The sequence below is a fragment of the Sphingobium xanthum genome (assembly GCF_019737615.1).
Taxonomy (GTDB): Bacteria; Pseudomonadota; Alphaproteobacteria; order Sphingomonadales; family Sphingomonadaceae; genus Sphingobium; species Sphingobium xanthum.
Genome location: NZ_JAHKKS010000002.1, coordinates 544,076 through 569,236 on the forward strand (window position 1 = coordinate 544,076; position 25,161 = coordinate 569,236).

General features: G+C 63.7%; 17 protein-coding genes. 10 read left to right on the forward strand and 7 right to left on the reverse strand.

Annotated features, from left to right (window positions below; translation table 11 throughout):
* Positions 1-8: 8 nt before the first annotated feature.
* Complete coding sequence (locus KM135_RS05705) at positions 9-1,094, reverse strand: putative urea ABC transporter substrate-binding protein (protein WP_221712991.1); 1,086 nt, start codon at positions 1,092-1,094, stop codon at positions 9-11.
* A gap of 208 nt (positions 1,095-1,302) precedes the next feature.
* Here KM135_RS05705 and KM135_RS05710 point away from each other — a divergent pair, with 208 nt between their 5' ends.
* From KM135_RS05710 to KM135_RS05730, 5 genes are all read left to right on the forward strand, one after another.
* A complete protein-coding gene (locus KM135_RS05710; protein ID WP_221712992.1) occupies positions 1,303-2,382 on the forward strand; it encodes an MBL fold metallo-hydrolase in 1,080 nt (359 codons plus the stop codon).
* Between the two features lie 18 nt (positions 2,383-2,400).
* Positions 2,401-3,411 carry an MBL fold metallo-hydrolase gene (locus tag KM135_RS05715; RefSeq protein WP_221712993.1) on the forward strand — a complete coding sequence of 337 codons (1,011 nt, stop codon included), beginning with the start codon at positions 2,401-2,403 and terminating at the stop codon, positions 3,409-3,411.
* A 21-nt stretch (positions 3,412-3,432) separates the two neighbouring features.
* A complete protein-coding gene (locus KM135_RS05720; RefSeq protein WP_221712994.1) occupies positions 3,433-4,359 on the forward strand; it encodes a Vgb family protein in 927 nt (308 codons plus the stop codon).
* A 306-nt stretch (positions 4,360-4,665) separates the two neighbouring features.
* Positions 4,666-5,634 (forward strand): sterol desaturase family protein, encoded by a 969-nt coding sequence (locus tag KM135_RS05725; RefSeq protein ID WP_221712995.1) that lies wholly within the window; start codon positions 4,666-4,668, stop codon positions 5,632-5,634.
* Positions 5,635-5,844: 210 nt separating this feature from the next.
* Positions 5,845-8,271: a TonB-dependent receptor gene (locus tag KM135_RS05730; protein WP_221712996.1), complete on the forward strand. Its 2,427-nt coding sequence runs from the start codon at positions 5,845-5,847 to the stop codon at positions 8,269-8,271.
* 54 nt (positions 8,272-8,325) lie between these two features.
* On the opposite strand, the gene KM135_RS05735 is transcribed toward KM135_RS05730, so the two are convergent.
* Together KM135_RS05735 and KM135_RS05740 are read right to left on the reverse strand one after the other, a co-directional pair.
* The gene (locus tag KM135_RS05735; protein WP_343228153.1) at positions 8,326-9,894 is read right to left on the reverse strand and encodes a tetratricopeptide repeat-containing sulfotransferase family protein; all 1,569 of its coding nucleotides are present in this window, start codon (positions 9,892-9,894) and stop codon (positions 8,326-8,328) included.
* 213 nt (positions 9,895-10,107) lie between these two features.
* Positions 10,108-11,535, reverse strand: a complete 1,428-nt coding sequence (locus tag KM135_RS05740; protein ID WP_221712998.1) for an FAD-binding oxidoreductase — start codon at positions 11,533-11,535, stop codon at positions 10,108-10,110.
* Positions 11,536-12,327: 792 nt separating this feature from the next.
* Here KM135_RS05740 and KM135_RS05745 point away from each other — a divergent pair.
* The 3 genes from KM135_RS05745 (at position 12,328) to KM135_RS05755 (ending at position 18,201) form a co-directional block, all read left to right on the forward strand.
* A complete protein-coding gene (locus KM135_RS05745) occupies positions 12,328-13,533 on the forward strand; it encodes an HlyD family secretion protein (protein ID WP_221712999.1) in 1,206 nt (401 codons plus the stop codon).
* A complete protein-coding gene (locus tag KM135_RS05750) occupies positions 13,494-15,623 on the forward strand; it encodes a peptidase domain-containing ABC transporter (protein ID WP_246605760.1) in 2,130 nt (709 codons plus the stop codon). The genes KM135_RS05745 and KM135_RS05750 overlap by 40 nt, the downstream gene beginning before the upstream one ends.
* Before the next feature lie 262 nt (positions 15,624-15,885).
* A complete protein-coding gene (locus KM135_RS05755) occupies positions 15,886-18,201 on the forward strand; it encodes an EAL domain-containing protein (protein ID WP_221713000.1) in 2,316 nt (771 codons plus the stop codon).
* Positions 18,202-18,265: 64 nt separating this feature from the next.
* On the opposite strand, the gene KM135_RS05760 is transcribed toward KM135_RS05755, so the two are convergent.
* Positions 18,266-18,535 carry a GlsB/YeaQ/YmgE family stress response membrane protein gene (locus KM135_RS05760; RefSeq protein ID WP_221713001.1) on the reverse strand — a complete coding sequence of 90 codons (270 nt, stop codon included), beginning with the start codon at positions 18,533-18,535 and terminating at the stop codon, positions 18,266-18,268.
* Between the two features lie 65 nt (positions 18,536-18,600).
* Positions 18,601-18,981, reverse strand: coding sequence for a response regulator (locus KM135_RS05765; RefSeq protein WP_221713002.1), 381 nt, complete (start codon positions 18,979-18,981; stop codon positions 18,601-18,603).
* 135 nt (positions 18,982-19,116) lie between these two features.
* Between KM135_RS05765 and KM135_RS05770 the strand changes: the two genes are divergently transcribed.
* Positions 19,117-20,124, forward strand: coding sequence for a ligase-associated DNA damage response exonuclease (locus tag KM135_RS05770; RefSeq protein ID WP_221713003.1), 1,008 nt, complete (start codon positions 19,117-19,119; stop codon positions 20,122-20,124).
* 3 nt (positions 20,125-20,127) lie between these two features.
* Complete coding sequence (locus KM135_RS05775) at positions 20,128-21,720, forward strand: cisplatin damage response ATP-dependent DNA ligase (RefSeq protein ID WP_221713004.1); 1,593 nt, start codon at positions 20,128-20,130, stop codon at positions 21,718-21,720.
* On the opposite strand, the gene KM135_RS05780 is transcribed toward KM135_RS05775, so the two are convergent.
* Entirely contained in the window at positions 21,717-22,766 is a 1,050-nt protein-coding gene (locus tag KM135_RS05780; protein ID WP_221713005.1) for a hypothetical protein, read from the reverse strand. The genes KM135_RS05775 and KM135_RS05780 overlap by 4 nt on opposite strands.
* Positions 22,767-23,025: 259 nt before the next feature.
* The gene (locus KM135_RS05785) at positions 23,026-25,146 is read right to left on the reverse strand and encodes an AsmA family protein (protein ID WP_221713006.1); all 2,121 of its coding nucleotides are present in this window, start codon (positions 25,144-25,146) and stop codon (positions 23,026-23,028) included.
* Positions 25,147-25,161: the final 15 nt, after the last annotated feature.

Sequence of the window (25,161 nt, forward strand, 5' to 3'; positions counted from 1 at the left end):
CCAACCGCTCAGAGCTTCCCATCGGCCGCCATCTGCATGTAGCTCGCGTCGAAGCGCAGCGTCACATTGTTGGCATCACCCAGCGTCTTGCCGCCCGGGAACGACATGCCGACCGCATCGGCCGATTTCGCGCCCTGGCCGAACAGGCCCTTGGAGAAGCTGAAGTCGCGCACCCGCGTCATGGTCGTGATCAGCGCCGCATCGGACGTTGCCGCGACAGCCGCCTTAGGGTCGGCATAGAGGAATGTCGTGGCAAGCTGCTGGTCGAACAGCTCGGGCGTGCTTCCGGCGAGCTTCGCCATGGCCGCGCGCGCCGCCTTCCCTTCCGCATCCTGCCGCTGCATCAGCGCCAGCGTCTCATACCAGATGCCGGCCAGCGCCTTGCCCAGATTGGGATTGGCCTTGAGCGTCGCCGTATCGACCACCAGCAGATCGAGGATCTCGCCCGGAATATCGGCCGAGCTGAACACTTGCTTCGCGCCCGGCGTCGTCTTCATGACCGAGAGCTGCGGGTTCCAGGCCACCGCCGCCGTCACGTCCGGCGTCGCGAAGGCGCCGACAATGTCCGCATCCGCCGTGTTGACCGTCTTCACGTCGGTAAGCGCCATGCCGACCGAATTGAGGCCGCGCGCCAGCAGATAATGCGAGACGGACAGCTCGACGAGATAGACCTGCCGGCCCTTGATCGCGGCCAGCGAGTCGCCGCCCTTGATGACGACACCGTCATTGCCGTTGGAATAGTCGCCGACGATGATCGCGCTGGTGTCCTTGCCGCCCGCGGCCGGAATGGTGAGCGCATCCATATTGGCAACCGTCACGCCGTCGAACTTGCCGGCGGTGTACTGGTTCACCGACTCAACATAGTCGTTCACCTGCACGATGTTGATCTTGATGCCGTATTTGTCGGCCCATTTCTTCACGATGCCGGCCTGCTGCGCATAGGGCCAGGGCATCCAGCCCGCATAGATCGACCAGCCGATGCTGAACTCGGTCTTCGCCTTGGGTGATTCGGTCGCAGAGGGCGAACAGGAGGCGACCACCAAGGCACATATCGTCAGTGCGATATTCCTCGCGGTTCGGATGGCGCTCAGCATGATTCGTCCCCTTTCGCAGTGCAGCATTGCCGCAAAATTTCGCTTTGTCCATGCTCGATTATTACTATTGCGGCCGTTAGTAATATCAATATGATGGCTGGGTCGCATGCGGAGATAAAACTGGCCCGCAAGACGGCTCGCCGGGGAGGACGTCCATCAAAGGCAGCTCACTCAAAGCCGCGTCTGCGGCCAGTTTCGGGGTATTTTGATGGCGCAGAGTTCGACTGCCACTTCCGCACCGCCACCATCGGCTTCGGCGCGCACTTACCCCAACGGAAATCCCGAACTCAGCTATAACCCTCCCGGCATTCGCAATACGGACAGCGCAATCCCGCTGCATCCGAAGGGGCCGCGCCTGCACAATTATGCGAGCGATGGCCCGGCGCCCGGCGATCTCGCCTTCCGCTGGATCTTCGGGTCCAACGTCGCTGCCACGAACCGCGATCCGCGCGTGCAGGTGGTGCAGTATAATGAAGACACGTTCGTCCTGCGGGAGAATGTCTGCGTCCATTGGGAAGCGCCGTTCACCTATCTGCTGTTCGGCAACAAGGGCGTGCTGCTGATCGACACCGGCGCGACCAGCGACATGAAGCATTATCCGCTGCGACCGATGGTGGACGCGATCATCACCCGCTGGTGCCAGGCGCGCGGGCGCAGCAAGCTACCGCTGACCGTCGCGCTGACCTCTGGCGAGGACATCGCGCAGAATCAGGGTCTGGTGCAGTTTGCGGGACGGCCGGACACGACCCTCGTTCCAGCTCCGCTGGAAGTGATGAAGCGCTTCTACGGTCTCGGCACGAGCTGGCCGGGCGGCACCGGAAAGATCGATCTGGGCGACCGCGTGATCGAGGTCATCCCGACGCCCGGCACGCACAAGGACGGGGTCAGCTTCTACGATCCCTATTGCGACTTTCTCTTCACCGGAGACCTGCTGTTCCCCGGCAAGATCAACATCAGCAACGACGGCGATTTCGTGACGTCGCTGGAGCGGCTCAAGGCCTATGTGGCCGGCCATTCGGTGAAATGGATCCTCGGCGGCCATATCGACATGATGTTCGTGCCCGGCAAATATTACCGGCGCTTCGTCAACTACAAACCCTATGAGCGGGTGCTGGAGATGATCCCCGGCCTGATCGACGAGGCACTGACCTATGCGCGCGAGGTCAAGGGCAAGGACATGATGCTCATCCGGCCCGACTTCGTGCTGTTCAACGGGGTCAGCCCCGATCAGCGCACCCCCGTCTGGCCTGCGGGCGTGCCCAACATCACCCCGCCCTTCCACTTCTGACGACGCAGGAGAGCCTCCATGGATCGTCGCACTTTCCTCGGTTACAATGCGGCAGCGGCCGCCATCCCGCTCTCCGGCGCGGCGCTCAGCAGCATTGCCGGCGCCGCATCGGCTGCCGTCCGGCCCGCGCCGGTCGACTTCAAGAGCAATGTCCCGGCGACCGGCTCCTTTCCCGAGAAGTGGGACTGCGGCTCCTCCTCCTGCATGGACAACAAGGATCCGCCGGTGCAGGTCCACTGGTACAATCCGCACACCGCGATCCTGCGGCAGAACAAGGCCTATAGCTACGAGGCGCCGTTCGCTCCGCTCTATTTCGGCAACGATCGCGTGCTGCTGCTCGACGAGGGCTTCACGCAGCTGCGCAACGAATGGGATCTGCGCGGCGTGGTCGACGAGTGCATCGACGACTGGTGCCGCCGCAACGGGCGCGATCCGGCGAGCCTCGAGCTGCTGGTCGCGTTCAGCCACTTGCACGGCGACCATTATATGGCAGTCAACCAGTTCGCCGACCGGCCGAATACGCGCTATATGGGCCAGACCCATGAGGAGATGGTCGGCTTCTGGGGCATGACCAATTTCCCCGAAGAGCGTGTGACCCTGGACCTCGGCGGGCGCGATATCCTCATCTGGGGATCGCCCGGCCATGTCCGGTCCGAGTTCGCCTTCTACGACAGCTACACGCAGATCCTCTACACCGGCGACATGTTCTACCGGGGGCGCTGCTATATCAGCTTCTGGCAACCCTGGTTCGACAGCATGAAGCGGCTGATCGACTTTTGCGACACGCATCCCGTCGCCCATGTGATGGGATGCCATGTCGAGATCAGCAAGTCCGGCGAGGACTATCCCTATGGTGTCACCTGGCAGCCCGACGAAGCGCCGGTCGAGATGACCGTGCAGCAGTTGCGCGACGCCTTCGCGATGGCGAAGACCATCACGGAGCCAGGCATATATTTCACCGGCACCGTCTTCCTCTGCAATCAGACGCGGGGCACGACGACGATCGACCGCAATCCCTATCGATATTGAAGCATCGGGCAGGAGCGACGCATGAAGAAACCCATTGGTATCACTCTGTTATCTGCCGCGCTCGTTGCGGCATCCCCGCCCGATCCGGCGGCGCTGACCGAGAAGGAGATCAGCGTGCCGGGCTTCGCGGATTTCCTCGCGGTCGACGGCAGCACGGTCTGGGCGACCAATGACGGGCGGGTCGAGCAATGGTCGACCAGCGGCAAGGTCGCGTCGGTCGATGTACCCAAGCCCTGCGGCGCGATGACGATGGGCTTCGGCTCACTCTGGGTCGGCAATTGCAAGGGCGGCGAAGTCTACCGGATCGACCCGAAGACCGCGAAGGTGCTGGCGACCATTCCCGCCGGGATCGGCCCGAGCGGCGAGCTGAACGTAGCCGCGGGCGCGGGATCGATCTGGGCGCCGGACCAGACGGCGGGCAAGATCAGCCGCATCGATCCCACGACCAACACGGTGATCGCCACGATCGGCGTAACCACCGACACGTCCTACCTTTCCTTCGGCTTCGATGCGCTCTGGGTCGTCAGCGGCAAGGGGCAGACGCTGCAGCGCATCGATCCCAAGACCAATGCCGTCACCCACACGCTCGCGCTCGGCAAGATGCCCGGCTTCCTGGTCGCGGGCGAGGGCGCGGTGTGGGTTCAGGAGCAAGGCGACGGCACGCTCGCTAAGATCGATCCCGCGACGGTGACGGTGGTCACGCGCACCAAGGTGGGCGCCAATCTCAAATGGGGCGACATAGATACCGGCAACGGCAAGGTGTGGCTCCGCACGACCGACGACCAGGTCTTCGTCGTACTTGACGCCAAGACTGCCACGATCCTTGCGCGCCTCGGCAAGGCCGCCGGCAGCGGCGCTCTGCGCTATACGCCGGAGGGCATCTGGACGAGCGCGCACGACGTCCACACCCTCTCCTGGTGGAGCGCGACACCGAAGGATGGGGAATAGCCGTTGGGCGCCTTCGCCACGCGCGCGAGACGAATCAGCGGCCCTGTACCTAGGACACGGCGCCATGATCGTGTCGATCCGCTCGACATCAATATTAGGCGTGAATTCGAACCGGCTTTTCCCAGTGAGAAGCCGGTTTTCGTTGATTTTCCGAGATTCCGATGCGTCGCCCAATGATCCAAAATAATACTCTTGACGCAATAGGTAATATCGATACCGTGTGCCGATAAGTCTTGAACAGCAAGGTCAGCAGAGAGAGGATCGAAAGGATTGGGCCGGTTGCCGGCTCGATGCGGGAGACTTTCTTTGGACCAGCAACCGGACTCCAGTGCTGTTCTCTCAGGCGCCGCGCTCCCCGCTGCGGGCAACGACGCTGCTAACGCCGATCGCGCCCTCAAGCGGACGCTCGTCAACCTGCTGCCGCCTGCCACGGTCGCCGTCATCATCCTGTTCTGGGCTTTCGGCCCCGAATCCTGGACGAGCAATCCCTGGTCCATCGTCGCGGTGGGCCTGCTAACCACCGCCTTCATCCAGGCTATGGAATATGTCTTCGAGCGGCATGCCGGCTGGCGCATGAACCGCCGCGAATTCGCGACGGACATCTTCTATGTCGCCTTGAGCTACACGGCCATTTCCTGGGCCGCCCGGCTTGCCGATGCACCTCTGGCCGCGCTCAAGGAATCCTTCGGGATCACCACGGCATGGGCCATGCAGCTGCCCTTCCTCGCGCAGGTCGCCCTGGTGATCGTGGTCTTTGAGTTCGGGCAATATCTGATGCACCGCCTGATGCACAATTGGCTGCCCTTCTGGCTGACCCACGCGCCGCATCACCACATCACCCAGCTCAATGCGATGAAGGGCTATATCGGCAACCCGATCGAACTGTTCCTGATCAGTCTCAGCGTGCTGGCGCTGTTCGATCTGCCGATCGCCGCCCAGTTCTGCGCGTTCAACATATTGGGTGCGGTGTCGGGCTACGCGCACGCCAATGTGCGTTCGGATCCGCCCCTGTTCTACTCGTTCTTCTTCACGACCATTCGTCACCACAGCCTGCACCATACGGCGCTGAGCTATGAGGATACGCGCTGCAACTACGCAAATTCGCTTATTCTCATCGATCGCGTCTTGGGTACGTATCGGGAAGGTGAATCGAGCATCGTCGGTCAGGACGAGCGCAAACGTTTGTCGATCCGGGAGCAGTTTCTGTTCCCGTTCGTCCCGCTGATCACGCGGATGAAGGCAAAGCGAGCCGGCTCCGCGCCGGCAGCAAGCTGACCTGGGGCGGAGAGCCCAGGCGGTAGTTTAGTATCGGATCGGACGGCTTGGCATAACGAGATAAGCCAGGCCCGAAACGACGAGCATCAGCCCAAAACCGGAAAAGCGGTGGCGGACGCTCGCGGACGATCCTCCCATCAAAGGTAATTCAGCTTCTGACGCAGCCGCGTCAGGGCGCGGGAAAGCTTATTCCAAAAAAAGGGGAAGCATATGCGTTACAGTGCGAAACTCAGGCTGGGCCTTCTGTCCGCGACGATATTGACGGGCGGACTGCTCGCCATGCCCGCGCAGGCGCAGGAGCCGCAGGAAGCCGCCGCGGCCGATGCCGACTCGATCGTCGTCACCGGCACGCGCCGTTCCACCACGCTCATGGATACGCCGATCAACATCGCGGCACTCGGCGCCGAGGAGATGGCGCGCCAGGGCATCGACGACGTGCGCGATCTTGCCGATTTCACGCCGGGCCTCACGATCTCGGACACGGGTCCGGGCTCCACCGGCAAGATCGTCATGCGCGGCCTGAGCGCGTCCGACGTGTCGGCAAACGGCAGCAACTATGACAGCGCGATGGGCGTCTATCTCGGCGAAGTGCCGCTCTATTACGACTTCAAGTTACTCGACATCGAGCGCGTCGAGACGCTGCTCGGGCCGCAGGGCACGCTTTATGGTCTCGGAACGCTCGCAGGCGCGATCCGCTATATCCCGAACCGGCCCGACGTGAACGACTTCGAAGCCGCGGGTCACGGCCAGATCTACACCAAGGCGCACGCCAGCAAGCTGGGCTATCAGGCCGACGCGATGATCAACATCCCCATCGTGCCTGGGGTGGTCGCCTTCCGATCCGCGACCGGCTATTATTACGATCCCGGCTTCATCGACTATCCGCTGCTCCTCCAGGAGCCGGGCGTCTCGCTGCCACAGCCGGACGGCCCGAACGGAATTTCGCAGGCCGGCTACGATGCCAACCTCTACAGGCTGAACGACCTCAACTTCGAAAGGACGTTCACGTCGCGCAACCAGCTGCTGTTCGACATTACCGAAGGGCTCATCGTCAATTTCACCTATGCCTATCAGCAGACCAAGACCGACGGCGCGCAAGTGAACAGCGCCGGCGTGTTCGGCACTGACAATTATGAGAACGCTGCCCGCTATATCGAGCCGGCGGAGCGCCATGCCCATCTCGTCAGCATGGAAATCAACGCGAGCATCGCGGATATCTTCGATGTGGTGGCCACCACCGCTTACACGCAGGTCCGCACCGACAGCATGGGGGACAATACCGACCTGCTACTCGATCTGGATTATGATTATGAATTGTTCCCGGCCTTTTCGAGCTGGAACGAAACGGCCACGAAGCGCGAGCAGTTCAACCAGGAAATCCGCCTCGTCTCGAGCCATGGCGGCCCGTTCAGCTGGGTGATCGGCGGCTTCTACAACGAAAACAAATATCAGAGCGATTATGTCGAGCATCTTCCCAACCACCCGTGGGTCGATATCGCCACCAATCCCGACGAAATCGAATATATCAGCTACGTCTCCTCGAAGGTGACCGAGAAGGCGATCTTCGGCGAAGGCTCCTTCCAGGTCACGCCGGAGTGGCAAGTGACGGCCGGCATTCGTTACTTCGACTATAGCTCGACACTAGCAGGCGCCGCCGCTCTCCCGATCCTGGGCGACCCGATCAGCGCCTATGATCTGCCGGCAAGCGGCGGCTCGGCCGGCAAGGACGGCACGGTCTGGAAATTCAACAGCTCCTACAAGATCACGCCGAACGTGATGCTCTACGCGACCTACAGCAAGGGCTATCGCATCGGCGGACCAAACCGCGTCGCGCCCTGCCCACAGCCGCTGCCGAACGATCCGGACGGCGACAATGTCAACAACACGCAGCTCATCTGCGCCCTGCCCAACGAAATCCAGTTCGGGCCGGATGAGACGAAGAACATCGAAGTCGGTTTGCGCGCGCAGTTGTTCGACCGGAAGCTGTCGTTCAACTTCAACGTGTTCAAGATCGACTGGGAAGGCATCCAGGTGGCCTCGGCGACGCTGAACGGCATTACCGGCATCACCGTGAATGGCGGCGCGGCGGAATCGAAGGGCTTTGAAACGTCATTCCAGATCAAGCCCATCCCGGAACTGTCGATCCAGGGAACCTATTCCTACACGGATGCCAAGCTGACCGAGGACGTGCCCGCCATCATCGCGGTCAATTCTCCGGCCGGCACCTATCCCAGCAGACCGATCCAGCTTGCCGCCCTGAGCGGTGACCGCCTGCCGGGCTCATCGAAGAACGCGGGAAGCCTCGGCATCACCTATACCCAGCCGATGGGTGACGGTGAAATCATCGCCAACTGGACGGCCACCTATCGCGGTAATGTGGTGTCGCGCCTCGGCTGGAACCGCGCTTTTGGCGATCTGCTTCCGGCCTATACGACGCATCGTGCATCGCTGACCTATGATACGGACCGCTACAGCATCGGCCTGTTCGCGACCAACATCTTCGACAAATATGCGGTGACGTCGGTCAATCAGGACCGGTCGCGCGTGGGCGTGAACGACGATGTCCGTCTGCGCTATTATGGGCAGGCCGTGCTGTCGCCGCGCACCGTCGGCATCGAGGCCAGCTTTAAATACTAGGATCGCCAGGAGGCGAGAGAGGGGCTGCTCCGCAACGGAGAGCCCCTCTCCAAACTACTGCAACCTCGTTCTGATCCCCTGCCCCTCCAGCCAGGCACGCGCCGGCTCCAGAGCGTCGGCATAGGCACGCCACCGCCCCACGGCATCCGCGTTGATCGGCCTGCGCACCTGCGCGGCACTCGGTGTCGCCACGGCCGCCTTGTTCTTATGAAATGACAGACAGGCCTCGTCCCAATCGAGTCCGCAGTGCGCCAACAGACGCCGCGTCTCACCTTCCTGATCGGCGACCAGCGCCTCATAGGAAAGCTGTAGCACCCGGCCGGGATAGAGACGCTCCCACAGCGCCATCAGCCGATCAAAGCGGGCGTAATAGCGGGCCGTGTCCATCAGGTCGTAGGAATAGGCATAATAAGCCGATTGGCTGGCGAACAGATTCTTGTAATTGCTCCAGATCGTATCCATCGGGTTGCGGCGCAGGCACACGATCCGCGCATTGGGCAAAGCCCGCACGATGTGGCCGACATAAAGGAAATTAGCCGGCAGCTTATCGATGAACCAGGCACCGCCTTTGGGGCGATGCTGGGTCGCGCGCGCCAGATAAGCGTCGCCGATCATGGTGGGATCGATACGGCCACTTGCCGCGATCGTCTCCGGATCGATCACGACAGGCGAGGATGTGCCCGTGACCTGCTTGACGGCGAGCGGCATGGCCTGAAGCTCCCCTGCCGATCCAACGTCACGGTGCGAGGACAGGATACGATCGACGAGCGTGGTCCCCGTGCGTGGCATGCCAATCACGAACAGGGGCGCGGGGTCCGAATTGCCGATACCGGTTGCGACAGAGCCGTGCTCGAACAGGGCTTCGATCGCGTCGAAGATCGCGGCGTCCTGCGCGAAATCGTAACGGATCGACTGCTTGTGCGCGGCATTGGCGGCGGACAGGTGCCGGAAGGCATCGGTCGCATTCCCGACATCCTCCAGTTCCTTCGCTAGCGCATAGCGAATGCGCAAGGCATCTCCGGGCCGTCCTGCGGCTGCCAGCGCGGCTTCCAGTCGTGGCACATGATTGGCCTGCGCCGTCTGGCGGGAGAGAATGGCGAGCGCATAATGCGTCCGCGCATTTCCGGGATCGGCGGCCAGGATGGTCTCATAATGCGCGCGGGCGTCATCGACTCGCCCGGTAAAGCCGCTCGCTGCCGCAAGATTGTAACGAAGATCGAGATTGGCCGGCTCGGCGGCAACGGCGGCACTGAACGGCACGACCGATGCCTCATGATCGCCGAGCCGCGCGAACACGCAGCCGATGGTGTCCAGTGTCAGTGCCTCACCGGGCGCCAGCGCCAGGGCAGCACGCGCGGCATCGGCGGCCTCGCCGTCCCGTCGCAGAAGGATCAGCAACCGGGCAAGCTGGGCCAGATGCTCCGCTTGCGGCCCGCGCGCGACGGCGGCTTCGACGAGCGGTATCGCTTTGGCGATCTGCCGGGCCTCCGCGGCGGCCATGCCGAGCAGAAAATAGCCCTCCGGCTGCTCCGGGCTGGCAAGCATCAAATCCTTCGCGGCGGCGACTGCGGCCGGCAAGTCACCGCGTTTGAGTGCTGCCCTTGCCTCTGCTTCCAGTGTCACGCGCCGCCCATGGAGAAGTGTTGCTTCTGCGCGCCTGGCGCACGGCAGGTCTCACGATCAGTTGCTCGCCGTTCGCTTATGCCGCACCTGCACAATATCCATCAGCAGCATGAAGGCAAACGGCATCTGCCGTCTGCTGCAAAGACCGATAAACGATCGAATGGCGATGGCGCCTTGTCGGCTTGCAACGAGCGCGGGGGCGGGAACCCCCGGTTAAATCACCTTCCCCGGATTGAGGATGTTGTTCGGGTCCATCGCAGTCTTGAGCATGCGCATGAGCGCCAGTTCCTCGGGCGTGCGGCAATAGTGCAGGAAGTCGCGCTTGATGCTGCCAATGCCGTGCTCGGCGGTGATCGAGCCGCCCCATTCGCCGACCGCCTTGTAGACCAGCTCCTCCATCTCCTTCTCCGGCATCGGATCGCGCGGGACGCGCGCGGAGAGATGGAGATTGGAGTCCGCCAGATGGCCGAAGAACATGGTGACGCAATCCGGCCATCTCGCGACGAGCAGATCGCGCACATAGGGAATGAAATCGCCGATCAGCCTCGTCGGCAGGCTGACGTCGAAAGCGACCTGCGGCCAGTGCTCGCCCTGATGCCATTCGCCCGGGGAATCGCGGACGGCCCAGATCTCCTGCCGCTGCTTGTCCGACTGGGCGATGACAGCGTCCAGCACGAGCCCGGATTCCATCATGGCACCCAGCACTTCCTCGAACCGTTCGGGATCGCGCGCGGGATCGGTACCGAGAATCTCGATCAGGACATAGACCTCATAACCGGCCGCGAGCGGCGGCTGGCGCCCGACCGCCGTCGTGCCAAGCCGATAGAAGTCCGGCCACATCACCTCGAAGGCGGACAAGGTGCTGGCGAAAGCGGAATTGCATCGCTTGAGCAGTTCCAGCGTCGCGGCATAGTCCTCTACCGCGACGACCGCCGTGCAGGCGGTCGTCGGCTTGGGGAACATGCGCAGGACGAGGCGCGTAATCACGCCCAGCGTGCCCTCGCTGCCGATGAAGAGATGCTTCAAATCATAGCCGGCATTGTTCTTGATCATGACGTTGAGCGAGCTGACGATCGTGCCGTCCGCCAGCACGGCTTCCACGCCCAGGATCAGGTCACGCATCATGCCATAGCGCAGCACGCGATTGCCGCCGGCGTTAGTCGAGGCATTGCCGCCGACCTGCGCCGTGCCGCGCCCGCCCAGATCGAGCGGGAAGAGGAAACCGGCCTCGTCGGCCGCGATCTGCACCGTCTCCAGCACCGTGCCGGCCAGCACGGTCATCGTGCGGCCTGCTTCGTCCAGTTCCTCGATGCCGCGCATGCGCTCCAGCGAAAGGAGCAGGCACGGCCGATCGGCCAGGGCACCCGCACACAGGCTGGTGAGCCCGCCCTGCGGCACGACCGGATAGCGCTCCTCGTTGCAGATGCGCAGGATCTGCGAGACCTGCTCGGTCGTGCGCGGATAGGCGATGCCCGGCAGTGCGATCCCGGCGGGCATTACATTGGTGAAGTCGGTCGTGTGCCGTGCGAAGTCCGCCTCGGCCGCGTCCTTGACGATATCGCCGCCAAGCTCCGCCTTCAGCCGCGCGATCACCGCCTCGCCCCTGCCTGCATCCTGCGTCGCTTCGCGTACCGATGTCATGGAAATTCCTGCATAGTGAATGGCGGCTAGATGCCCCTCATAGCGAGGGCGCCGCGCGCTGCCTACGGCGAGCCGATCCGCGATGCAGTCCGAGTGGTGCCGAAGGACAAGCCGGCATCGAGCCGCTTGTTCCAGATCGGGAATCCTTTGCGAGAGATTCTGCGTCCGGACGAGCGTCGATTCCGGCCGACCACTCACGACCCAGCCTTCTCAAGGGTCGGCGCCGCGAACCGCCAAGCACGTCAATTTCGCCATCGCCATGAGATTGCGACTCGGAATTGGCCGATTCCCGTATTTTTCGGCGGGGCTGCTGACGGGGCGAACCAATGAACCTTCCGGTTCCGCCTGGAGCGGATGATCTTCACGGCGGTAAACAACGGATTTGTGGTTAAAAAGGTTCCCGCGCTTTTCCTCAACTCAGCTCATCGCATGCAAGGGTTAACTTGGTTTACGATTTCTTAACGTTCGGGTATTCCGAAAAAGTCGGTTCAAAAACCGACATATAACAGGAGTCGTCGATGGTTAATGAAACGGCGCTCGTTGAGCTCAACGAGCAGGAAATCGATGTCGTCGCCGGCGGTGCGCCGAGCGATGAGTCGAACACCGGCGTTCGCGGCCAGAATTAATCGCTAGCCGCAGCCAGCCTCTCGGGGCAAAAAAATGGCCGGGCGGACGCAGTGCGTTCGCCCGGATTTTCGTGTCCGGCACAGCAAGCGGGGCCGAATGGCAGCGGCAGCATTTTACAGTGGCTCTCCCACCCCCTCCCGACCTAAAAGCGGAGCGGGTCGTGATATGCAGCTATTCAGACAACAGGCGCTCGATCATCAGCATCGTCTCCATGGCGAGGTCTTTCTCGTCCCTCCGCTGCGCTGGCAGGCGATCGGCTGGCTGCTCTTCGCGCTCGTCGCGGCCCTCGCCCTGTTCCTCTCGTTCGGCTCTTACAGCCGCAGCATCTCGGCGAGCGGCGCGCTCCGTCCTGCCACCGGCATCGCCAGCATCGCGCTGCCCGAAGACGCCGTCGTCTCCGACATATTGGTAACCGAGGGTCAGACGGTGCGCGAAGGCCAGATCGTCGCCCGGCTGATCCGTCCGCAGCTCGCCGATGGGCAATCGCTGACGCAGGAACGGCGCCAGGCGCTCGCCGCACAGGAAAGTGCGCTTGTCACGCAGCGGCGCTCGGCGGGCGATGCCGTCGAGGAGAACCGCCGCAAGCTTGCCGCTCGCATCCAGGACGAGCAGCGCCAGCTCGGCGCCATCGACGCGCAGATCGCGGCACAACAGGCGCTCATTGCCTCCTCGCAGCAAGAGCTCTCCCGTATCGAGGGCGTGGCCGAACGCGGCTTCATTTCCGGCCGCGACCTCCAGCAGCGGCGCGAACTGCTGATCACTCGGCGTCAGGCTCTCGCCGAACTTGAGCAGAACCGCAGCCTGCACGCCAATGCGCTGAGCGCGGCGCAGATCGAGCTGGCACAGACCCCGAGCCATTTGCGCGCCGGCCAGAGCGACTATGACGCCCAGCTCGCGCAGCTCCGCCGCGAAAGCGCGACGCTCGGCAATGCCGGCATCATCGATCTGGTGGCGAGCCGCGCCGGCACGCTCACCGCGCTGCGCTATCGCGAAGGCGAGAGCGTGCCGCAGGGCGCCATCTACGGGCGCATCGTGCCCCCAGCGACGAGCTGGCAGGTCGAGTTGCGCGTCCCGACCTCGACCATCGCGCAGGTCGAACGCGGTCAGGACGTGCGGATCACCCTGCCCGCCTATCCGGTTCAGGACTATGGCGTACTGCATGGCGTGATCGAAACGGTCGGTTCGGCATCCGTCGAAGGTGCGGAGCCCTATTTCCTCGTGACGGCCAAGGTCGCGCCACTCAGCGAGCGGCAGCGGGCGCGCGGCGTCGTTCTTCGCCCTGATCTGGCGCTCAATGCCCGCATCGTGCTGGCGCGCCGCTCCTTCCTGCAATGGCTGTTCGATCCGCTGGCGGCAGTGGCGCGGCAATGAACATCTTCCCGGCCAATTTCAGCGGGCGCAAGCGCGTCGAGCTGATCCGCCAGACCGAGGCTGCCGAGTGCGGGCTAGCCAGTCTGGCAATGATCGCCAATTGGCACGGCCATGATGTCGATCTCAACATTCTGCGGCAGCGCTTCGGCGTGAGCGCGCGCGGCATGAGCCTGCGCCAGCTCATGCAGACGGCGGACGGCATGCACCTGCTCAGTCGCCCGCTAAAGCTGGAGCTGGCCGGGCTTCACCTGCTCAATCTGCCGGCGATTCTGCACTGGGATCTCAACCATTTCGTGGTGCTGGAGCGAGTCGAGCGCGATCGAGCGCTGGTGATCGATCCGGCCGGGACCGAGCGCTGGTACGATCATGCCGAGCTTGGCCGACACTTCAGCGGCGTCGCGCTGGAGCTGCGCCCGTCGCACGATTTCCAGCCGATCGACGCCAGGCGCAAGCTGCGCTTCTCGGACCTCTGGAGCGGCATTACGGGCTTCCGCCGTGCGCTGGTCCAGACGATCATCCTCAGCATCGTCATGCAGGCCTATATCCTCGCCACGCCCTTCTATCTGCGCGCGGCCGTGGACGAGGCGCTGCCCGCGCTCGACACCAATTTGCTGGTGACGCTGGCGATCGGTTTCGCCGCGCTCGCCGTGATCGGCGCGGGCGCGGCGCTATTGCGCAAGTTCGTTCTGCTCTCGTCCGGTGCGGCGCTCTCCTACGGCGTCACCTCCAATCTCGCCCGGCGCCTGTTCCGCCTGCCGATCGCCTGGTTCGAGAAGCGCAAGGTCGGCGATATTATCACCAAGCTTCAGTCGGTTCTGCCGATCCAGCGATTCCTCATCGAAAGTGCGCCGCTCGCGCTCATCGACGGGCTGCTCTCGATCCTGACGCTCGGCATGATGCTTTTGACCGCGCCGCTGCTGGCGCTCGTCACCCTGGTCGGGCTGCTCATTTACAGCGTCATTCGCCTTGCCCTGCTGCGCGAAGAAAAGCTGCGCGAGGCGGACTATGTGAAGGCGCTTGGCCGTGAGCAAGGCGCGATCATCGAGACATTACGTGGCATCGTCACCCTGCGCCTCGCCGGACGGGAAGCGATGCGCCATGCCTATTGGCAGAACCGCCTGACCGATGCACTGGGCGCCCGCTATCTGCACGAGCGCGTCAAGGCCTGGCACGAGACGGCGCGTGTGCTGATTCCGGCGGTCGAGCTGGTCATCATCGTCTATCTGGCGATCAGCGGCAGCATGGCCGGCGCGCTCAGCCTCGGCACGCTGTTCGCGTATCTCGCCTATCGTCAGCAGTTCGTCACCGCGGGCCAGTCCCTGCTCGACGAAGGCATCAAGCTGCGACTGCTCGACCTGCATCTCGATCAACTCGCCGACATCGCCCAGAGCGACGAAGATGGCGGCTTCTCCGAGCCGCTGACCCAGCCGAAATTCGAGGGGCGCATCGAACTGCGCAACATTCATTTCAGCTATGGCCCGCATGATCCGCTGGTCCTTGCGGGGGCCGATCTCTCGATCGCGCCGGGCGACTATATCGCGATCACCGGGCCATCAGGCGGGGGCAAGACGACGCTTGCCAAGATCATCCTCGGCTTGATCGACCCGATCGAGGGCCAGGTGCTGATCGATGGGCGACCGCTCAGCCAATATGGCCGCCGCGCGTTCCGCCAGCATGTCGCCGCCGTGCTGCAGGACGATGTACTCTACGCCGGCTCGATCGCGGACAATGTCGCCTCCTTCGAGGAGGTGGATCACGAGCGGCTGACGCAATGCCTGAAGGCGGCCGCGATCTTCGATGACATCGAGGCGATGCCGATGCGCCACCATACCCTGGTCGGCGACATGGGCTCCACACTCTCAGGCGGACAGCGCCAGCGCGTGCTGCTGGCGCGCGCGCTTTACCGTCAGCCGGACCTGCTGCTGCTTGATGAAGGCACAGCCCATCTCGATCTGGAGCATGAGGCGCAGGTCAATCGCGCTATCGGCGATCTCGGCATCACCCGTATCATCATCGCGCACCGGCCCCAGACCATCGCCGCAGCCAGCCGGGTCGTGCGGCTCGTCGCCGGGAAGATCGATGCGGACTGACACGCTTTCGAGCCGGCCGTAACAGAATATCGATTGGGCCGGAGGTCGATGCGCGGAACCCGCCTTCCCGCCGCCCTGCCCTCTGTGTGATTATGATCAGAAACGTCCTGTTTTGAAGGGCTTGGGGCAGCACTCCTCCTGCGCTCCAATCTTTTCCTACATTGATAGGGGTCCAGTGTTTTCCGGTGTTTGAGAAGAACTTCTTCATAGTTTTCTGTCAAAAAAACGGTCCCGGCGGGTCGCTCCGCCTCGAGAACGGACCATGTATCGATTACGCCTCCTCGCGGGGCTGACCAAGTCGGCCCGTAGTATCTTGCTCACCGTGGCATGCCTGATCGGCATTGCCGTGGCGTTCACTGGTGCCGGTCGGGATATCGACAATCAGGTCCGCGAACAGCGCTATCACTACCTTCCCAAAAAGCCGAGCGGTGATCTGGTGCTCGTCACCATCGACACGCCGAGCATCAAGGCGCTGGGTGCCTGGCCCTGGCCGCGTGGCCGCCATGGCGAGATCGTTGCCGCGCTGGACCGTGCTGGCGCGCGCCGTATCGCGTTCGACGTGATCTTCGATCAACCGGCTGCCGATCCACAGCAGGACAAGCTCTTCGCGAAGGCATTAGCGACGACGCGGACGGAAGTGTACCTCGCTGCCCTCCTCGAAAATCTCGCCAACGAGCGGGGTCGTCACGAGGCACTGCCGACGGCTGCTGTTCTACCCTATGTGACGCCTGTCAGCATCTGGGTCCAGAGCGATGCGGACCAATATCATCGTCGCGTTCCGCTTAACGCGCCGGTTCTCGGAAAGCATCTGCCAGTCATGGCGCAGGCGCTCGCCGGAACACATCATCCCGACGATGGCCGGGTGTTGATCGACTGGTCGTATTGGCCCTACGAGTTCCCGCGCATTTCCTATTCGGATGTGCTGGCCGGCCGCTTCCCCAGGGGCTTCTTCCGGGGCAAGAGCGTACTCGTCGGCTGGGATGCTTTCGGCATCGGCGATCAGTATAGCGTGCCTTTCCATCGCAGGCTCGCAGGCATGTATATTCAGGCGGCCGCATCAGAGACGTTACGCGCTGGCCGCCCAATCGAGCTGGGTGACGGGCCGGCGCTGCTCGCCGGGTTGCTGGTTGTCGCCATGTCGTTGCTGTTCCGGCCGGTCTGGCGCTATGCCTTTCTCGCGGCCGGCATGTTCGCGCTAGCGCCCGCGCAGATCTTCGTCGAGCATTTCACACTTTTGCGTCTCGATGTCGGCGCCGCCACGGTCGCTCTGGGCGCCGCGCTGCTGGCGACCGCACTGCTCGGTATCGCTCAGGCCATGCTCGATCGCATCACCAAGTCGGCCGAAGCCGGTCTCCCCAATCTGGCGGCCATGGAACTGAACGAACGCGATCCGGGTGTCACGGTCGTCGTGTGCCTGCGCAACTATGTCGAGACGACGGCCCTGCTCGGCTTCGCGGCACAGGGCAAACTGCTGAACAAGATCCGCGATCGCCTCATCCTCGCTGCCGGCCATGAGCGCATCTACCAGATCGACAATCACAGCTTCGCCTGGCGCAGCACCGAGGAAGTGCCCGAGGTCGTCGCGAGCCTGGAGGGTCTCGAAGCCCTGTTCGCACCTGGCGTCCAGGTAGACAAGCTGACCGTGGACATCACGCTGCATGCCGGCTTCTGCGACGAAATCACGCTTTCCGTCCAAGACGCGCTCCCCAAGGCCGTTCTCGCCGCGACCAACGCGATCAATCGCGGCATCCTCTGGGAGCGCTACGAGACGGACGAGGACGAGGTCTTCTGGAAGCTCTCCATCCTCAACGAGTTCGAGCAGGCGCTCGGCCGTGGCGACGTCTGGGTCGCCTATCAACCCAAGCTCGATCTCCACAAGAAAGGCATTTCCGGTGCCGAGGCGCTGATCCGATGGACACATCCCGATCGCGGCTTCATCCGGCCCGACCGGTTCGTCCGCGCCATCGAAGACGCCGGTCGCATCGAGAAGCTGACCCTCTATGTGCTGGAGCGCGCCATCGCCGATTTTGCGCCGCTGAAGCTCTCGGTCGCAGTCAACCTCTCCATGCGCATGCTCGGCAAGAACCGCATTGAGGCGCCGCTGCGCGTGCTGCTGGAAACCTATGGCATGCCAGCGGAGAAGCTGACGCTCGAGATTACGGAATCGGCCACTATGGCCGACGATCAGGGCTTTGCCGAGTTGGAGGCTCTGCGCGCGATGGGCGTCAATATCTCCATCGACGACTATGGCACCGGCCAGTCCACCCTGTCCTATCTCAAGCGCTTGCCGGCGACCGAACTCAAGATCGATCAGAGCTTCGTGCGTCAGGTGTTGACCAGCCGTTCCGACGCCGTGCTCATCAACTCCACGATCAAACTCGCGCACGAGCTGGACATGCAGGTGGTTGCCGAAGGCGTGGAAGACCAGCAGGTGCTCGATGCGCTCGCCAGGATGGAGTGTGACATCATCCAGGGCTATCATGTCGGCCGGCCGGTCGCGCTGGAGGAATTCCGCGCCAAGTTCCTGCCCACGCCCAAGACGGAGCGGACCCGCGGGCGGGCGCGCCGCGCGGCCTGACCCCACATACAAGGAGGCGCCCGGCCATCGGCCCGGCGCCTCCGCAATCCAAATCTGATTTAGCTTAACGGAGCGAACCGCGACGCAGCAGATTGACGATGCCAAGCAGCACGATCGCGCCGAGCAGCGAGACGAGGATCGACGTCAGCGAAATCGCGCCAGACGTGATCGGTGCGGCGCCGAGCAGCGGTGACAGCAGAAGTCCGGCCAAGACCGAGCCGACTATACCGACTACGATATTGAGAAAAATGCCCTGCTGGGCGTCTGTCCGCATGACGAGGCTCGCCAGCCAGCCGATGACGCCGCCGACGATAAGAAGTACGATAATGCCCATTTTCTGTCTCCCGTTCGTTCTGTTGGAAGAATAAACGGGAGGCGAGTTGGTTCCTCAAGCGATCATCATCGGCCGATCGCGCGCCTCAGATCCTCGAAACTATAGGGCTTCTTCAGGATCGCGAGTGCGCCATGATCCGGAGGCAGTCCATCCTCCTCGTTGAAGCCCGTCGCGAAGACATAGGGAACGCCCGCTTCGCCCAGCCGTTCCGCTACCGGCAGGCTATCCTCGCCATCGCCGAGTTTGAGATCGAGAATGGCGAGATTAAATGACCGATCGTCGATCAACCGCATCGCGTCAGTAACGCCCGCTGCGATGATGATCTCGCGCGCGCCAAGATCTTCGAGCAGCGCTTCGGTGTTCATCGCGATGACGGGATTGTCCTCGACGAGCAGTACACGCAATGGGAAAGTGGAGGCCGGCAGGTCCGGCTCAGCGGAAGTCATGCCTCGCCTTTGCCAGCTTGTCGGCACCGCGTCCATGCAAAGCGCGCACGCCTTCTGCGGCGACGCTCGACAGCGCGCCGGCGCGTTCCTAACTTCGATGACGATGCGATCCCTGATATCCTCCAGGCCAATGCCATGAGCAGCGGGTTCGGCTGGCTCCGCCCGGAGAAGCAGGGCATCTACCTGCCGACGGTCGACGCCTGGATCGATCCGTCGATCGCGGTCGCGCGGGCGCTGGTCACACATGGCCATAGCGATCATGCGCGCGGCGGCCACTGCCATGTGGTGGCGACGGCGCCGACACTGGCGATCATGGCGCTGCGCTATGGCGAGACGCCCGCCGCCCAAGCGGTCGACTATGGCGAGACGACCGAGCTTGGCGACGGCATCAGCGCCACCTATCTTCCCGCCGGCCATGTGCTTGGCTCCGCGCAGATCCTGCTGGAGCGGCGCGGCGAACGGGTCGTTATCACTGGCGACTATAAGCGCCGCCCCGATCCAACCTGCCCCCTGTTCGTGCCGACGCCTTGTGACATTTTCATCACCGAGGCGACGTTCGGCCTGCCGGTCTTCGTCCATCCGCCGATCGGACAGGAGCTCGACAAGCTGCTCGACGCGCTGGCCGAGCGGCCGGACCGCTGCGTGCTGGTCGGCGCCTATGCGCTCGGCAAGGCGCAACGGATCATCGCGGAGCTGCGGGTGCGTGGCTTTGCCGACACCATCTATCTGCACGGCGCGATGGAGCGCATGTGCGCGCTCTACGAAGCGCATGGCGTGCCGCTCGGCCCGCTTGCGCTGGTTGCGGATGCCGATCTTGACGATCTCAAGGGCAAGCTCGTCATCTGCCCGCCCTCCGCGCTGGGCGATCGCTGGACGCGACGCCTCCCCAATCCTTTGCAGGCCTTCGCCTCGGGCTGGATGCGGGTGCGCCAGCGCGGCGTGCAGCGCGGGATTGAGCTGCCTCTGGTCATTTCCGACCATGCCGACTGGGAGGAACTGACCGCCACGATCGTCGAAGTCGCGCCGCAGGAGACCTGGATCACTCATGGCCGCGAGGATGCGCTGGTCCACTGGTGCAGCATGCGCCAGATCCGTGCGCGAGCGCTGGAACTGGTCGGCTATGACGATGAAGACGAGATGTAGCCCGTGGAGCGCTTCGCCCATCTGCTCGACCGGCTCATCTACACGCGCTCGCGCAACGACAAGATCGCGCTCGTCGCCGCCTATCTCCAAACGACGCCCGATCCCGATCGCGGCTGGGCATTGGCGGCGCTCACCAGTGGGCTGGACTTCCCGGCGGTCAAGGCCTCGACCATTCGCGAGGTGGTCGCGACGCGGGTCGATGCGGTGCTTTATTCCCTCTCGCGCGATTTCGTGGGCGATACCGCGGAGACCGCGAGCCTGATCTGGCCGCGCCAGCCGACCGACCTGCCGCCGCCGACCGTGGCCGAGGCAGTCGAGGTCATGGCCGGCATGTCACGCTCGACGGTGATGGCCGAACTCTCCCGTCTGCTCGACAGGCTGGAGCCGGACGGCCGTTTCGCGCTCATCAAGATGGCGACGGGGGCGATGCGCACCGGCCTGTCCGGCCGCCTCGCCCGCACCGCCTTCGCGCAGGCCTTCGGTCTCGATGTGGAGGAAGTCGAGGAGCATTGGCACGGGGTGAAGCCGCCTTATGCGAGCTTGTTCGCGTGGGCGACCTCGCCCGAGGGCAGCGCACCCGTTGCCGATCCATTCCAGTTCAAGCCGTTCATGCTGGCGCATTCCCTGGAAGGCGAGGAGCAGCTCGATCTCGCGGACTTTGCGGTCGAGTGGAAATGGGACGGCATCCGCATCCAGCTTATTGGCGATGGCGAGACCACGCGCCTGTTCAGCCGAGGCGGCGAGGAGATCAGCGGCGCCTTTCCCGAGATCGCCAGCGCCTACCGCTTTCGTGGCGTGATGGATGGCGAGCTGCTGGTGCGCGGCGACTTGCAGGGCGGTGAGGAAGGCGGGGCTGCGAGCTTCAACGCGCTCCAGCAGCGCCTCGGCCGCAAGAAGGTCACGGCCGCGATGATCGACGAGTTTCCGGCCTTCGTGCGGCTCTACGATCTGCTGATCGACGGCGGGGAGGATCTGCGCGGTCACCCCTGGAGCGTCCGCCGCGCCCGCCTCGAAGCCGCGCTGGACAGTCTGCCGCCGGACCGGTTCGACATCTCGCAGCTCATCGGGGCCACCGACTGGGCGGAACTCATCCAGCTGCGCGATGATGCGCGCGCGCAGGCCTATGAGGGCCTGATGTTCAAGCGGCGCGACAGCGTCTATTCGCCGGGCCGCAAGACCGGGCTCTGGTACAAATGGAAGCGCCAGCCGCTCACCGCCGACTGCGTGCTCATGTACGCGCAGCGCGGATCGGGGAAGCGATCCTCCTATTATTCCGACTTCACCTTCGGCTGCTGGACCGCGCCGCCCGGCGATGGCGGCGAGCTGCTGCCGGTCGCCAAGGCCTATTTCGGATTCACGGACGAAGAACTGAAATGGCTCGACAGCTTTGTGCGGCGGCACACGACCAATCGCTTCGGCCCGGTGCGCGAGGTCGAGAAGACGCTGGTCATCGAGATCGCCTTCGACTCCATCCATCTTTCCAAGCGCCACAAGTCCGGCCTCGCCATGCGCTTCCCACGCATTGCCCGCATCCGGCAGGACAAGCCGGCGGGCGAGGCGAACCTGATCGCGGACCTGATGGCTTTCGTGAGTTAGCCCGGCGGGTGCGTCCCGTAGCCGCCCGGTCGCAGGATCGGGATGCGGGGTGGCTCGATGCCCGTCTCCATCGAGAGCCAGGTCAGGCCCGCGATCGCGATGATCGCGCCGCCTAGGATGACCAGCGCCGTGCGCCATGCGGCGAAGGGGTTGGGCTTTAGCGGTAGCTCCGGCGCCGGGGCATTGGCGATGGCCAGTGCCGTCGCGCGCTGCCACCAGGCTTCCAGCCGGTCGCTGATGTCGCCGACCGGCCCTTCCTCGTCGGGCGTGTCGAGCGACTGAACTGCAATGCGATAAACGCCGGCCGCCAGATCGAACTCCGCGAACAAATAGCCTGGCGAGTGATAGCGGCGCAGCCCCAGCCAGACATAGCCCTCACGCGGGAAGGCCGTATCCGCCTGCCAATCGCCATCCAGCAGATCGAGCAGGATGCGTCCGGTGTCGGTTTCAACGACGCGCGGCCGATGCACCCATTGGTTCGGCCCCAACTCGGATGGATCAATGTCGATACGGATGCCGCCGTCAGGTGAAGCATGGCTGAAATGCGCGGGCGGCGCATCGGCAGAGAGGAAATGCTGCTGCGGGGCCGAAGCGGCCGGAGCGACCCGGGGCAGCGCCGTCGCCCTCGCAAGCGCGGGCACAGGCGCTGGTGCTGGCGGCTCCGGCGCGGATTGCTCAACCGGCGGGGATTTCCTGCGCATGGCTCCACCGATCGCGAAGCCGATGACGCAGACGATGAACCACGGGACGACGATGAACGAGCCGATCAACATGATCGCGAAGGTGGCGTTGGAGCCGGTACTGTCGCGCGCCGGCGAGAGCAGATTGGCGAGCAGCAGCGTGAAGGCCATCAAGATGGCCGGTGCGAGTGACCAGCCGACCAGCACCCAGACGAGTCGCCGCGACGGCACCAGTTTCGCAATCAGCGCGCTCACGCCGGCCAGCATCAGGCCCAATACGACCAGTGGCCCGAGTCCCTCCATCGCTTCCCCCGCACGATTTGGTACGCGGATCATCCGTAAATGGGGCCGTTCGTCAATCATCATGACGATTTGGCCGGAAAGTTCACCGGTTTGCGCCATTGGAAGCATTGTCCGGCAAGACGAAAAGCCCAGATTTCAGCCAGTTCCTGGCGAAAACTTCACAAACTTCTCGCATATCGTCCATGGTGAATGGCCGGAAGCCGCCAGAGGCCTTGAGGGAGCCACGGATTCTGCGGGATTTTACAGGATCAAAGAGCGGCGATCTTCGCGCCGCGTGGGTAAGTTCATGGCATGAACGAAGGTCTGTAGGACAGCCCGGACCTCAGCGCCCGTTCTCGCTCTTCGACGGCGTGCCGCGGCCGACATCGTCGCGCGGCTTGCCTTTGGTCGTGCGCTGCGAGAGCGCCTGCGCGCCGGAAAGGACCGGGCCGCAATCGGCCGCCTTGGCATCGCCTACGTCCACGAAGGCAAGGATGGCGGCCAAGGGCGAGGCAGCGATGCCCGCACCCAGACCGAGTCCTGCCCGGGCGAGCAATTCCGGGCTGATCACGTTGATGCCCGGCGCTGCGAAATAGCCGTTTACGCCGACCGGCGACTGGCCCGAGAAGAGACTGAATTTCTTGCCGTCCGCGCGCATCGCAAGGTCGAGGCTCTCATCCTTGAAGCTGAACGAACCACGTCCGAGGATCACGTTCTTTTGCGTGTCGATCAGGATCGGGTCGGCCGAGGCCACGCCGTCGCGCACCGTGAAGGCGATCAGGCCGCAATTGATCTGCACCGGCTCCTTGAGCTTCTTCTCGAACATCTTCTGCAGGAAGACCCCGACGTCGATCTCGGATAGCTGGATGTTGCGCGCCCACATGGCACCCTTCGGCAGAATCACCGCAAGGCGGCCGTCCGAGGTGGCTAGCGACTTGCGCACCGTGTCACCCTCGCCGGTCATCTGCACACGCGCCTTGATCGTGCCAGTCGTGCCGGCTTTCTCCACGCCCCATTGGCCCAGCAGCGTGCCCATCGGTGTCGGCGATAGGCGAATGTCATAGTCGGTGAATACCGGCATGCGGCGGGCATTGATCGAAATGTCGGAGCTGACATGGCCGCCCGACATATCGAAGGTCAGCGGCGAGAGCTTGAGCAGCGACTTGTCGAGATCGAGCTTCAGGTCGACATTCGAGATCGGGATGTTGCGGCCGACGATCGTGCGGACCTTGTAATCGACCTTCGCGTCGAAGCGCTTGATCGCTTCAACGCGCAGCGGCGCATCCGGCAGCAGGCGCGGCGTGCCGTTGACCTGCTCGATCGCGCCGGTCGCGCCCTGCGCCTCGATGCGGCGGGGATCGTAACCGACGAACGGGGCGATATCGATCATGTGCAGTCGCTGCGTGCTGAGACCCGCCTCGATCAGCAGCCGGTCGTTCGGCATGGTGATCACCATGTTGCCGCCAAGGTCGCTGTCGCCGAAACTGCCGCGCAGCCGGGCGAAGCGCCAGGCGTCGCTGCTATAAGTGACGTCCGACTTGAAGCGGAAGGAGCGCGTGTCCGGCACGGCCACACCGAGGAAATCGAACAGATCGGCCAGATTGGCGCCGCGCACGCCGACATCGAGCTTCGCGCCTTCAAGTTGCGTCGGCTCTTCCAGCGTACCGGAAACGTCCATCGTTATCGTGCCCGAGCGGGCATTGAGCACGAAGCGGTTTTCGCCGCCCGACACCGTTTCGGTCGGCGTCAGCAGACTGCCCGCGAGCGTGAAGGGATTGGCACGCATCCGGCCGGTGCCGCTGAAATTAATCGCGTCGTGAATGGCGCGATTGCTGGCCGTAACGGTGTCGATCTTGACGTCGGTATAGAGCTGGAGGCGCGGGTCTTCATAATGGACCTGCGTACCGCTCACGATCGCGCGCCAGATCCGCGGCAGCTCGAGCGGCGCGCCCTTCTGGTTCGGGTCGCCGAACGTCCAGGTGTTGCGATCGCCCTTGGTGGACCAGCGCAAATCGACCTTTCCGCCTTTGAGCGTCAGCGCCTTGATCGTGCGGTTGCCGAAGAGGAGGCGGCGCGTGGAAATGCGCGTGTCGATCATATCCGCCTTGAAGAAGGGGCCGCCTTCCATCGCCCAGTCGGGATTGGCGACGGTCAGGCCTTCGGCATAGAATTTGAGCGAGAAGGGCGCGAAATAGAGCTGGAAGTCGCCGGCGACCTTGACTTCGCGGTCCATCAGCGAGGTCGCGATGCGCTCGGCGGGTTGCTTCAGGAAGCGGCCCTTGGTGATGTAGAGGACCAGCCAGGCCGCGAAGAGCGCGAGCAGCAGCCAGGCGAGAACACGAACCGGAAGAGGCAGGCGCTTCCAGCGGCGGCGGGCGCGATAGAGGCGCCCGGGCCGTGCGCCCTCCTCCCAGAGCGGCTCCGCTCCGTCCGACAAATCCTTGCTGAATTCCTTCGGGTCCATGCCGCAACAACGCTC